The sequence below is a fragment of the Janthinobacterium sp. SUN176 genome (assembly GCF_030587335.1).
Classification (GTDB): Bacteria; Pseudomonadota; Gammaproteobacteria; order Burkholderiales; family Burkholderiaceae_D; genus Janthinobacterium; species Janthinobacterium kumbetense.
The window spans coordinates 308,548-321,513 of the sequence record NZ_JAPWIA010000002.1 but is presented as its reverse complement, the minus strand read 5'-3'; the positions used below and the strand labels follow the sequence as shown (position 1 = coordinate 321,513).

The following is a 12,966-nucleotide window of genomic DNA, read 5'->3' as shown; positions in this document are numbered from 1 at the left end:
TGGGGCGGCAAGAGCGGTATTTCAAAGGAGGGGGATGGCTGGGGGCAAACCCGCGGCCGACAAAACGCCCAGGGCTAGGCGCAGGGTCGCAGACAGTACGCTAGTACGGCAAGACCCTGCAACAACGCCCTGGACGTTTTGTCAGACCCAGCCGGCGTCGACGATGAACTCTTGACTCGAGCACATCGCGCCGTCATCGGAGGCAAGGAACAGCACCATGGCGGCGATGTCCTGTGGCATCAGCTTGCTTGGCAAGCATTGGCTTTTCTTGATTTCCACTTCCGCTGCCTCGTCGACCCACAGGTCGATCTGGCGCTGCGTCATGACCCAGCCGGGCGTCACCGTGTTGACGCGGATATTGTGCGCGCCGTAATCGCGCGCCAGGCCCCGCGTGAGGCCCACGACGGCCGCCTTGGTGGTGGCATACACGGGGTAGCCGCCCGACTTCATGTGCCACGAAATCGAGCTGACGTTGATGATGGAACCGCCGCCCTTGCGCTTCATGCCCTCGAAGACGGCCTGGCACGTAAAGAACATGGGACGTTGATTGATCGCAATACGCTCGTTCCAGTATTCCAGGGTGACATCCTGCGCCTGGTGGCGCTGGTCGTTGGCGGCATTGTTGACGAGGATATCGAAATCGCCCAATTGATCGGCCAGTTCGGCCATGACGGCTTGCAGAGAGGCAATATCCGTGATGTCGCAATGGCGGAACACGGGTGCCGTCCAGCCCGCTTCAGCCAGGCGGCGGCACAGGGCCTCGCTCGCTTCCACAGCGATATCGACAAACGCCACCACGGCGCCCTGGGCGGCAAATTCCGCCACCAGGGATTCGCCGATGCCGCTGCCGCCACCCGTGATGAACACGCGCTTGCCCTGCAAGCTGCCATATTTCGCCAATTGCTTCATCTTGTCTCCACCTGTTTATTTTTTATGTACAACGTACAACGCAAGCTGGCGCGGCAAGGCCTTCGGCCCCGCCGCGCAGCAGCTTTTTACTCCTTGCCGAGAACGCCATCCTTGCGGCGCCAGATCCCCAGCGGATTATCGTCGCGCAGCGACTCCGGCAGCAAGTCCTGCAGCAGGTTCTGGTACGACACAGGGCGCAGGAAGCGGTTGATGGCCGCCGTGCCGACGGAGGTGCTGCGGCCGTCCGACGTGGCCGGGAACGGGCCGCCGTGCACCATGGCCGTCGACACTTCCACGCCCGTCGGGAAACCGTTGGCCAGGATGCGGCCCACGCGGCGTTCCAGCACGGGCAGCAGGCGGCGCGCGTCCGCCAGGTCGCCCGCATCCATCTGCAGGGTGGCCGTCAGCTGGCCTTCCAGGCTTTCCGTAATCGCCAGCAATTGTTCCATGTCGCGGCAAGCCACCAGCAGCGAGGCGGGGCCGAAGACTTCGTCGCGCAAGTCGTGTTTGGCCAGGAAAGCCTCGCCCGACGTGACGAACAGGGCGGCGGCGCCCTTGCCCTCTTCTCCCGTATTCTGCACCAGCGGCGTCACGTCCGCGTGCTGCGCCAGGGCGGCGACGCCCTTGGCATAGCTGCTGGCGATGCCGGCCGTCAACATGGTGGCGGCCGGCGCGGGCGCCAGCGCTTCAGCGGCAGCGGCGGCAAAGGCCGTAAAGTCGGCGCCTTCCAGGCCCAGCACGAGGCCGGGATTGGTGCAGAACTGGCCCACGCCCATCGTCAGCGAGGCGGCAAAACCGCCGGCGATCGCCGCGCCACGGGCGGCCAAGGCTTGCGGCAGCACAAACACGGGGTTGATGCTGCTCATCTCCGCGTAGACAGGAATCGGTTGCGGACGCTCGGCCGCCACCTTCATCAGGGCGATGCCGCCCGAACGCGAGCCCGTGAAACCGACGGCCTGGATGGCCGGATGGGCGACCAACGCCTGGCCGATGCCATTGCCCGTGCCCGTCAGCAAGGCAAATACGCCGGCCGGCAGCTTGCAGATGGCAATCGCCTTGACGATGGCGCGCGCCACCAGTTCCGACGTGCCCGGATGGGCCGAATGGGCTTTCAGGACGACGGGGCAGCCGGCCGCCAGGGCCGAGGCCGTGTCGCCGCCGGCCACGGAAAAGGCCAGCGGGAAGTTACTGGCCGCAAACACGGCAACGGGACCCAGGCCGATCATGCGCAAGCGCAAGTCAGGACGGGGCGGCACGCGGTCCGGCAGCGGGCTGTCGATGCGCGCATCCGTCCAGGACCCCTCGCGCAGCAAGCCGGCGAACAGTTTCAACTGGCCCACCGTGCGGCCGCGTTCGCCTTCCAGGCGCGCGCGCGGCAAGCCGCTTTCCGTCATGGCGCGCACGATCAGGTCGTCGCCCAGGTCCAGAATTTGCGCGGCGATGGTGTCTAAAAAGTCGGCGCGTTCCACATCCGTGGTGGCGCGGAACGGGTCGAACGCGGCTTGCGCCAGACGGCACGCTTCGTCGATTTGCGCTACGTCAACCATGTGGAAGGCGGGCGCGATGTGGGCGCGCGCGGCCGGGTCCCACGCTTCGAAGGAACCGCCATTGCCCTTGACGGCCACGCCGCCGATCAAGGCTTCACCGGTGATATGGAAACTCATAATGTGCTCACTTTCGCAAATTCGGTTGGGAAGACGTCGAGGCGGTTGCGCAAGGCAGGGCCAAAGGCCGGCGCTTCGATTTCAAAGGTTTCGCCCGGCGCCACGCTGACGCCATCGGCAAAGCTCAGGGTGGCCGTGCCAAAGAAATGCACGTGCACGTCACCGGGGCGCTTGAACAGCGGATACTTGAAGTGATGGTGTTCCAGGTTGGCAATCGTGTGCGACATATTCTCTTCGCCGCTGACGAAGGCCTTTTCCCAGCGCACATTGCCCGCCGCGTCCAGCACGCGCGAAGTACCGGCGATGTGCGCGGGCAATTCGCCCACCAGCAGGGCGGGGCCCACGCTGCAGGCGCGCAGCTTCGAGTGGGCCAGGTACAGATAGTTCTGGCGCTCCGTCACGTGGTCCGAGAATTCATTGCCGATGGCGTAGCCGACCCGGTAGGGCTGGCCGTCGTCGCCGATCACGTACAGGCCGGCGATTTCCGGCTCTTCGCCACCGTCCAGGGCAAAGTCCGGCATGCGCAGCGGCTGGCCGCCCGCGCGCACGATGGAGCCGTCGCCTTTATAGAACCACTCGGGCTGGGCGCCGGCCGTGCCGTCAGCCGGCTTGCCGCCTTCCATGCCCAGGCGGAACATTTTCATGGAGTCGCTCAAAGACTCGGCGTCGCCGCCGATCTTCTTGTGCATGGCGTCGCGCGCGCCGGCGCTGCCCAGGTGGGTCAGGCCCGTGCCCGTCACGTAGCAGTGCGCCTCGTCCGCGTGATCGAGCGGCGGCAGCACATGGCCGCCGGCGGCCACGTCCGCATAGGAATGCGTGGTGTTGCCGACGGTAGCATTGACCAATTCCGCCAGATTGATACGCTTGCGGATGGCGTCTTGCGCCAGCGCATACGTCGTGTTGTAACCTTCGATGACGCGAATCTGGTCATCCTGCAGCAGGCCGACCAGGCGGCCGCCATGTTCATTCGTAAATTGCAGCAACAGCATGGAATTCTCCGCTTAATGTGAGTGGCGCGGCACGGCGGAACCGCGATTGCCGACCAGGAAGTCGAAATCGCAGCCTTCGTCGGCCTGCAACACGTGTTCGATGTACAGTTGCTGGTAGCCGCTCTTCGGCCCAGGCGCGCTGCCCAGTTCGCGGGCCGCCAGGCGCTCGGCGATTTCCCCGTCGCTGATGTCGATGTTCAGGCTGCCGTTGTGGCAATCGAGGGCGATCATGTCGCCATCCTTGACGATGCCCAGCGGGCCGCCCGCCATGGCTTCCGGCGCCACGTGCAAGACGACGGTGCCATAGGCCGTGCCGCTCATGCGCGCGTCCGAGATGCGCACCATGTCGGTGATGCCTTGCGCCAGCAGTTTCGGCGGCAAGCCCATGTTGCCCACTTCGGCCATGCCCGGATAGCCTTTCGGGCCGCAGTTTTTCATCACCAGCACGGAATCGGCATCGACATCGAGATCCGGATCAAGAATGCGCGATTTATAGTGCTCGAAATCTTCGAACACGACAGCCTTGCCGCGGTGCTGCATCAGGTTCGGCGAAGCGGCCGACGGTTTCAAGACGGCGCCACGCGGCGCCAGGTTGCCGCGCAGCACGCAGATGCCGCCATCGGCCAGCAGCGGGTTGTCCAGCGTGCGCACCACTTCATCGTTGTAGATGGGCGCTTCGACGCAGTTGTCCCACAGCGACTTGCCGTTGACGGTCAGCGCATTCTTGTGCGGCAACAAATCGCCTTCGCCCAGGCGGCGTATGACGGCCGGCAAGCCGCCCGCATAGTAAAACTCTTCCATCAGGAAACGTCCCGACGGCAGCAAGTCGACGATGGTCGGCGTGCCGCGGCCCACACGGGTCCAGTCTTCCAGCTCCAGCGGCACGCCGATGCGGCCGGCAATCGCCTTCAGGTGGATCACGGCATTGGTCGAACCGCCGATGGCGGCGTTGACCTTGATGGCGTTTTCAAACGCTTCGCGCGTCAGCACTTTCGACAGGCGCAGGTCTTCGTGCACCATTTCGACGATGCGGATGCCCGACATGTGCGCCAGCACGTAGCGGCGCGAATCGACGGCAGGGATGGCGGCGTTGTGCGGCAGCGACGTGCCCAGCGCTTCAGCCATGCTGGCCATGGTCGAGGCCGTACCCATGGTGTTGCAGGTACCGGCCGAGCGCGACATGCCCGATTCGGCCGACATAAACTGGTGCAAGGTGATGGAACCGGCCTTCATCTGCTCGTGCAACTGCCATACGGCCGTGCCGGAACCGATGTCCTTGCCATTCAACTTGCCGTTCAGCATGGGGCCGCCGCTGACGACGATGGTGGGGATGTCGACGCTGGCCGCGCCCATCAGCAGCGCCGGCGTCGTCTTGTCGCAGCCGACCAGCAGCACGACGGCGTCCATCGGGTTGCCGCGGATTGATTCTTCCACGTCCATCGAAGCCAGGTTGCGCGTCAGCATGGCCGTCGGGCGCAGATTCGATTCGCCGTTCGAGAAGACGGGGAATTCCACGGGGAAACCGCCCGCTTCCAGGATGCCGCGCTTGACGTGTTCGGCCAGCTGGCGGAAATGGGCGTTGCAGGGAGTCAGTTCGGACCAGGTATTGCAGATGCCGATGATGGGCTTGCCATGAAACTCGTGGTCAGGTATGCCCTGGTTTTTCATCCAGCTGCGGTACATGAAGCCGTTCTTGTCCTGCGAGCCGAACCACTCGGCAGAGCGCAGGGAAACCTTCTTTTTTGTCTCAGACATGCCATTCTCCTGGTTGTGCCATGCCGGATCTAATGTCGTCGGCCCGGGCAGCGATGTTGGAATACTAAAGAATCCTGCCATGCCTTTCCAATCAATTTTTAATGCGTTCCGATACCGAAAACGGTATCAACATGCCGTAATGAAAACGCCCTGCGGGCACGTGGCGGCAGGGCGTGGGCTGTTTTACCTGGCGTGCTTACCCGGCGGAAAAGCGGTACACGGTGTGCGTCCGATACTCCTCGCCCGGACGCAAGATGCTGTTCGGGAAGTGGGACTGGTTCGGCGAATCCGGGAAATGCTGGGTTTCCAGGCATAGCGCGCTGCGGTAGCCGTTGGCGCGCAGCTTGCCGGGCTGGCTGCCGTCGAGGAAATTGCCGGAATAGAACTGGACACCGGGCTCCTGCGTGTACACCTGCATCGCCCGCCCCGACACGGGATCGCGCACGGTGGCGGCCAGGCTGAGCAGTTGACCAGGCTGTTGATTCAGCACAAAGTTGTGATCGTAGCCACGGCCGATGCGGAGCTGCTCGTGCGGTAAATCGATGCTGTGGCCGATGACGGTGCTCTGGCGCAAGTCGAACGGCGTGCCGGACACGTCCGCCAGTTCGCCCGTGGGAATCGAACCCGCGTCCACGGGCAGGTAGCGGTCCGCGTTGATCGTCACCTCGTGACCGAGGATATCGCCCTGCCCCGCCAGATTGAAATAGCTGTGGTTGGTCAAGTTGACGGGCGTGGCCTGGTCCGTTACGGCGTGGTAGCGCAGGCTCAGGGCGTTGTCGTTGTCCAGTTCGTACACGACGGTCACGTCCAGCTTGCCCGGATAGCCATCTTCGCCGTGCGGGCTGCTGCGCGTGAACGTGACGCCGGCGGCATCGTCCCGGGTGAAAGGCTCGGCCTGCCACATGACCTGGTGAAAGCCTTGGTTGCCGCCATGCAAGTGATTCGGTGCATTGTTGACGGCCAGCTGGTAATCCTTGCCGTCGAGGCTGAAACGTCCCTCGGCAATGCGGTTGCCGAAACGCCCGATGACGGCGCCCAGGAAAGCGCCATTGGCCAGATAGGGTTCGAGGCGCTCGAAACCGAGCACCACGTCGGCCAACGTGCCGGCGCGGTCCGGCACGTGGATTGCGCTGATGATGGCGCCAAAGTCGAGCACCTTGACTTGCATGCCCTGGCGGTTCGTCAGGGTAAATACGGTCACGTGCTGGCCACCGGGCAGGGTGCCGAACGGCGCTTGCGTCACTGAAACAGAATCAACTGGGGTCATGGCGTCGGGTCCAGGTTTTACAGGGTCGATGAGCGGCCAAACACGGGCATGCCTTGCGCATCCCAGCGCAGCGGTTTGACGAACGTGTGGCGATCCGGGTTCCACAGCGGATCGCCGACGATTTCCGTGTAGGTGCGGGCATGGTACACCAGCAATACGCCGTCGCCGTCCTCGGCCGTCGTGAAGCTGTTGTGGCCGGGGCCGTAGATGCCGTGCTCGTAGCAGGTGGCAAACACGGGCTCGGGCGACTTGCTCCACGAGAACGGGTCGAGCAGGTCGGCCGACGCATCGGCCCACAGCAAGCCCATCGCATAATTTTCATCGGTGGCGCTGGCCGAATAGCTGATGAAGATCTTGCCATTGCGTTTCAGCACGGACGGCCCCTCGTTGACCCAGAAGCCGCGGATTTCCCAGTCGAATTCCGGCTTGCTCAGCATCACGGGCGGGCCGGCCAGCTGCCACGGCGTGGCCATCGGCGCGATATACAGGTTCGAATTGCCTTCGATGGCCACATCTTTCTGCGCCCACAGGTAGTACAGCACGCCGTCGTGCTCGAACGTGGTGGCGTCCAGGCAAAAGGTGTCGATGCCCGTATCGATCTGTCCCATGAATTCCCACTCGCCTTCCAGCGGGTTGGCATTCGTATTGCGGATCGCATACATGCGGTGCTGGAACAACTTATGCTTGATTTCGCGGCTCGGCGCGGCGGCGAAATACACATACCAGGCGCCCTGGTTGAAGTGCAATTCCGGCGCCCACACCAGTTCGCTGTACGACCCCGTTTCCGGCTTGTGCCACACGTCGACCGCGGGCGCGTCGGCCAGACCGGCGATGCTGTCGGCGCGGCGCAGTTCGATGCGGTCATACTGGGGCACGGAAGCCGTAAAGTAATAATAGCCGTCGCTGTGACGGTAGATATGCGGGTCGGCCCGTTGTTCGATCAACGGTTTCAAGACGTCTGCCATGTTGCTTACTCCATTCAGTTATTCTTACGCGGCGACAAAACCGCGTTTGTGCATTTCCGACTTGACGCCGCTGTAGTACGCATCGCTGATGCGGTACTTGAACATCAGCAAGCCCATCAGCAAGTGGAAAAAGCCGGGGATGATCGACAGCATCAGGGCGATGCCGTTCAGGGCGAATTGCGTTTGCTCATGGTTGGGCTGGTAGTCGAAATACGCGAGCAGCACGCCCACCAGGCCGCCCGCCACCGCCATGCCCGCCTTCTGGCAGACGGAAATGCCGCCAAAGGCGAAGCCGGAAACGCGCTTGCCCGTCTTCACCTGTCCATAGTCGATGGTTTCCGCGATGGCCGACCAGAACACGGGCGCATGCAAGTCCACCACGAAGGACAGCAGGAAATACAGGGCGAAAGCCAGCACGGTATCGCTCGGTTTTACAAAGAAATAGATCGCCAGGCTGATCAGCGCGACGCCGATCTGCGTGTAGCGGAACAGTTTAACTTTGCAATAGAACTTGGTGATCCAGGTCGAGGCGATCATGGCCAGGATGGCGGCCACCACGCCCGTGGTCAAAAAGGCAGCCACCGTTTCCGTGCTGCCGCCCAGATAGTATTTCGCGTAATAAATGGCGACGGAACCGCGCACCACATAGCCGATGGTGCCCGTGACGCACACGCCGCACAGCACCAGCCACTGGTCGTTCTGCAACAGCACTTTCAATTGCGCCAGCAACGGTTGCTTTTCCACTACGTGCACGACCCGCTCGGTGGTGGAGAAATAGCAGAACAGGAACAGGGCCACGCCCATGACGGCCATCACGGCCATGGCCGCCTGGTAGCCGACGGCCGGATTGCCGCCGCCCCAGCGCTGCGACAGGACCGGCACGACGATGGTCACCATGAAGGCGCCGATCTTGGCGAAGAACAGGCGGTAGCCGTTGGCCGACAGGCGGTCCTGCGGGTCGCTGGTCAAGCCGCTGATCAGGGAAATATACGGGATGCCCACGCCGGCCGTCATGATCGTCATCAGGATATATGTGGAATATGCCCAGATCAGCTTGGCGTCGTACTGCCACTCGGGCGTGCTGAAGACAAAGAAGACGCTGACGCCATACGGCACGGCCAGCCACAGCAGATACGGACGGTAGCGGCCCGAGGCAAAGCTGTAGCGGTCCGTGATCTGGCCCATGACGAGGTCGGCGATGGCGCCGATGACTTTCACGGCCACGAACAGCAGGGCCAGGTCCGTGGTTTTCAAGCCATAGATATCGGTATAGAAAAAGGTGATGATCAACATCATCGACGAAATGACGACATTGAGCGCCATGTCGCCGGCGCCGAAGCCGACCTTTTCAACGGTGGATAATTTTTGCGTCTCCATGCTTTCCGTCCATTCTTTTTATGATGAATCGTGCGTGACTGTCCAACTGACAGGGGCGTTGCCGGCCGAAACCATGGCAACGCCCTTGATTTTTTACTGTGCGATCAACTTACATTTTCCAGCGTAAAGAAAGACCTACCGTGCGGTCATAGCGCCGCGTATCGCGCGCATACACGCCCGGTTCGTTCCAGTAATCCTTGAACTTGGTATCGAGCAAGTTATTCCCATCGAGGGTCACGGTGAACTGCTCGTTGATCTTGTACGACAACGAACCGTCGAGCTGGGCCGTCGGCGCCACCTTCAAGTCCAGGCCGGGGCCGCCCTGGTTGTAGCTGTCGATGAATTTCGAGCGCCAGTTGTAGGCCAGGCGGCCCGACCAGGCGTCTTTTTCGTACAGCAACACCAGATTGTAGGCGTAGCGCGACACGCCCGTGATCGCATGGCTGCCCGTCTCGTCGTCGGTGGTGCCGCTCATGTAGGTGCCGTTCGCTTGCAAGCCCAGGCCGCTCAAGATGCCGGGCAAGCCGTCATAGAATTGCTGGTAGCCGATTTCCAGGCCCTGCAGCTTGCCGGCCGCCGTGTTGTACGGGCGGTCCACGTCATATGTCTTGCCGGCAATGGTTTCGCTGGAAATGCGTTGCTGGATATACCCGTCGAACTTGTGGTGGAACACGGTGGCGGTGACGGAACCGGCCGGCGCGAAATACCATTCCAGTGCCGCGTCGACATTGTCGCCCACGACCGGTTTCAAATTCGGATTGCCGCCCGCGCCCGTCGCCTTCACCGTTTCCGTCGAGTTGACGAGGGCCACGCCCGGGTTCAGCTGGGCAAAGCCGGGACGGCTGATGGTGCGGCCCGCCGCAAAGCGGCCGACCAGGTCGGCGCGCAGCTTGATTTTCAGGGCCACGCTCGGCAGCACATCGGTGCTGGACGTGTCGCTGATGACGGGCGTGTAGACGCCATCCTGCGAACTGTTGCCTTGCAAGCTTTGCTCGGTGCGCACGACGCGTACGCCCAGAGTACCGTCGACGGGATAGTCAGCCAGCTTGAAGGCGACCTTTGCCTTGGTGTAGATGGAATACGTCTTTTCCGTGTCCTTGAAGAACGAACCCGGGTCCATGGCGCGCGCCGCGCTGCTGCCCGTGACGGCCTGGCGCACGGTGCCCGTGTTATTGAGCAAGAAGCTGGCGCATGGCGTGTACCACTGCTTCAAACCGTAGTCGGGGCCGCCGCTGGACATCGATTCCGACAAGCAATTGAGGCCTGGAATCGACGTCACGCCCTGGCGGCCGAATGGAAATGCGGCGCCGGACACGTCCGGTGCTTCCGCATTGCCCTCGAAACTCTTGATCGATTCGGCTTCGCGCTTGACGCCGCGCAAGCCGACGCTGATTTCCTTGAAGATGCCGCCGGCACTCGGCGTGTAGGCCAGGTCGGCGCGCACATCGTTCGAGCTGCCCTGGTCCTGGCCGTAGCGGTCGAAAAAGCCCTTCAAATAGTAATTCGACGGGTCTTGCAAGTCGATGCCCGTGTAATCGACGTGCAAGGTGCCGTTCTGGTTGGTATTGATGGTGGCGTTCGGCACTTGCGTGATGGCGTCGAGGATGGGGTTGCGCCAGGTATAGCTGCTTTTGGTGCTGGCCACTTCCGACGTGAAGCGCCATTCGGGATTGATCTCCCACAAGCCGCCCACGGCAAATTGGTGCGTCTTCGTCTCGTTCTTGTTCGCCTGCGTCGACATGATGGTGTTGACGTTGGTCGAGGTCAATGTTTGCAGCTGGTTGGTGCCAGGAATTTTTGTGGCCGACACGGGCGTGCCCCACCATGGCAAGCCGACGAAGTAATCGGACTCGGCATCGAGCAGGAAGCGCGTGGCCATGCCTTCCGCGTACAGCTCGACGTCGGCGTTCGGACGCCATTGCAGCACGGCATTGGCGGTGCTGCGGCGGCGGTCGCCCTTGATCGGCAGCAAACCCACCTGGTCCGGCCCCGTCAAACCGGGCAACAGGAAACTTTTATCCACGGGCGCCGTATTGAATGCGCGTTCTTCATGGTAACGGTGCTGCTGCTGCGACAAGCCCAGCAGCGCGCCCACTTCGCCGATGCCCGTCTTCCAGCGGTTCGCCACCATGCCGCTGATGTTCGGGTCGGTGGCTTTCGATTTGTCGCTGTAGACGGCGCGCGTATTCACGCTGGCCGTAAATTCCTTGAAGTCGAACGGGCGGTTCGTGCGCACGTCGATGATGCCGGCCACGCCGCCTTCGACCTGGTCCGCGCCCTGCGATTTGTACACGTCGACGCGCTGCAGCATGGTGGCAGGAATGTCGGCCAGGTTGACGTAGCGGCCCGTGGTGGTGAACAGTTCGCGGCCGTTGAGCAGGGTCGTGACATCGCGCAAGCCGCGGATCATGACAGCGCTGGCTTCGCCCGAATCGCGGCGGATCTGGATGCCGGAAATGCGCGCCAGGGTTTCGGCCACATTGTTATCAGGGAATTTGCCGATGTCGTCGGCCACGATGGAATCGATGACCTGGTCCGAGCGCATCTTGATCTGCTGCGAATTTTGCGCCGAGCGGCGCACGCCGCTGACGGTCACGACCGACACTTCCGCCGCAGGCTCGGCACTGGCATCGGCCGCCACCGCCTCCTGCGCCCATACCGAAGCCGTGCTCAGCAAGCCAATACCGGCCAATGCCGCAACGGCTGCCTTCAAGGTGAATGGACGAGGGAAAGTGGCCGCGAGCGGACCGGTGGCGTTGCGCATCATGAATCTCCAGATATTGTATTGATATTTTTGCACTGCTTGCATGTCGTTCGCATGCTCGGCGTTTATCTTAGGGGCTGGGCGATAATCTCTCCAATCAATTTTTCCACTGTTTCGATATCAATTTTGATATCGGCGGCAAGAGGACTTTGGAGGTTGCAAATGGACAACGGCAGGGGCGTCGCGGGCATTTTCATCACAGACGTGCACAAAAACAGGCAGCACTGGCGTGCAGCATGAAAGTGCGAACAGGACTAAGCTGATGGCGTAACACTCCCCCACCGCTTGCACAGGAGTTCGCATGAACGTTTTAATGGTATTGACCTCGCACGACCAGCTGGGCGACACGGGCCACAAGACCGGCTTCTGGCTGGAAGAATTCGCCGCCCCGTATTACGTGCTGAAAGACGCGGGCGCGCACCTGACCCTGGCTTCGCCCAAGGGCGGCCAGCCGCCGCTGGACCCGAAGAGCGACGCCCCCGAATCGCAGACGGCCGCCACGGCCCGCTTCAAGGCCGATCCGGCCGCCCAGGCCGCGCTCGCTTCCACCGTCCTGCTGTCCAGCGTGAAAGCGGCCGACCATGACGCCGTGTTCTATCCGGGCGGCCACGGCCCCCTGTGGGACCTGGCCGAAGACCGGGACTCGATCGCCCTCATCGCAGCGCTGCAGGCAGCCGGCAAGCCCGTCGCCGCCGTCTGCCACGCCCCCGGCGTCTTGCGCCACGTCAAAGGCGGCGATGGCCAGCCGCTGGTGAAGGGCAAGCAGGTGACGGGTTTCACGAATACGGAAGAAGACGCCGTGGGCTTGACGAAAGTCGTGCCCTTCCTGGTGGAAGACATGCTCAAGGATAACGGCGGCATCTACTCGAAGGGCGCGGACTGGGCGCCATATGTGCTGACGGACGGCATCTTGATCACCGGGCAGAATCCGGCCTCATCGGAGGCGGCGGCGCAGGCGTTGCTGAAATTGCTGAAGTAAGGCTAGTGGCTGAGACGGGTGGCTGCGCAGCGGCAGGCGCAGCCATAACTATCACGCACGGCAATGCGCACAATGCTAGCGAAAGAAACGGCAAGTCTTGATTTGTCTGGTGCGGCTGGCGGGGATCGAACCCACGACCCTTGGCTTCGGAGGCCAATACTCTATCCACTGAGCTACAGCCGCGTAGGGGGAATTTCTGAAGTGATGCGAAGGATACCGTTTTTCTTTACCTACGTCTACGGAAACTGTCGTATCGCTGGCAATTGCATGTCACTGCTCAATTTTTGTGCCTATAAT

At 62.3% G+C, this 12,966-nt stretch carries 9 protein-coding genes and 1 tRNA gene; 1 reads left to right on the top strand and 9 read right to left on the bottom strand.

The features are described from left to right. Window positions 1-141: 141 nt before the first annotated feature. The 8 genes from O3299_RS20685 to O3299_RS20650 all read right to left on the bottom strand — a co-directional run bounded on the left by O3299_RS20685 (window position 142) and on the right by O3299_RS20650 (window position 11,693). Window positions 142-909, bottom strand: coding sequence for an SDR family NAD(P)-dependent oxidoreductase (locus tag O3299_RS20685; RefSeq protein ID WP_099665858.1), 768 nt, complete (start codon window positions 907-909; stop codon window positions 142-144). Window positions 910-995: 86 nt separating this feature from the next. Continuing rightward, complete coding sequence (locus O3299_RS20680; RefSeq protein WP_305063099.1) at window positions 996-2,573, bottom strand: aldehyde dehydrogenase (NADP(+)); 1,578 nt, start codon at window positions 2,571-2,573, stop codon at window positions 996-998. Next, window positions 2,570-3,562, bottom strand: coding sequence for an AraD1 family protein (araD1, locus tag O3299_RS20675; RefSeq protein WP_305063098.1), 993 nt, complete (start codon window positions 3,560-3,562; stop codon window positions 2,570-2,572). The genes O3299_RS20680 and araD1 overlap by 4 nt, the downstream gene beginning before the upstream one ends. Window positions 3,563-3,574: 12 nt before the next feature. Then, entirely contained in the window at window positions 3,575-5,317 is a 1,743-nt protein-coding gene (locus tag O3299_RS20670) for an IlvD/Edd family dehydratase (RefSeq protein ID WP_305063097.1), read from the bottom strand. Between the two features lie 196 nt (window positions 5,318-5,513). Further along, window positions 5,514-6,584, bottom strand: coding sequence for an aldose epimerase family protein (locus O3299_RS20665; RefSeq protein ID WP_305063096.1), 1,071 nt, complete (start codon window positions 6,582-6,584; stop codon window positions 5,514-5,516). 17 nt (window positions 6,585-6,601) lie between these two features. Next, entirely contained in the window at window positions 6,602-7,549 is a 948-nt protein-coding gene (locus O3299_RS20660) for a glycoside hydrolase family 43 protein (protein ID WP_305063095.1), read from the bottom strand. Window positions 7,550-7,573: 24 nt separating this feature from the next. Then, window positions 7,574-8,926 carry an MFS transporter gene (locus O3299_RS20655; protein ID WP_289905915.1) on the bottom strand — a complete coding sequence of 451 codons (1,353 nt, stop codon included), beginning with the start codon at window positions 8,924-8,926 and terminating at the stop codon, window positions 7,574-7,576. A gap of 109 nt (window positions 8,927-9,035) precedes the next feature. Next, window positions 9,036-11,693, bottom strand: coding sequence for a TonB-dependent receptor (locus O3299_RS20650; protein WP_305063094.1), 2,658 nt, complete (start codon window positions 11,691-11,693; stop codon window positions 9,036-9,038). Between the two features lie 298 nt (window positions 11,694-11,991). On the opposite strand from O3299_RS20650, the gene O3299_RS20645 reads away from it, so the two are divergent. Then, window positions 11,992-12,669 (top strand): type 1 glutamine amidotransferase domain-containing protein, encoded by a 678-nt coding sequence (locus O3299_RS20645; RefSeq protein WP_099665865.1) that lies wholly within the window; start codon window positions 11,992-11,994, stop codon window positions 12,667-12,669. Between the two features lie 107 nt (window positions 12,670-12,776). Here O3299_RS20645 and O3299_RS20640 read toward each other — a convergent pair. Further along, a tRNA-Arg gene (locus O3299_RS20640) sits at window positions 12,777-12,852 on the bottom strand. Between the last annotated feature and the right edge of the window lie 114 nt (window positions 12,853-12,966).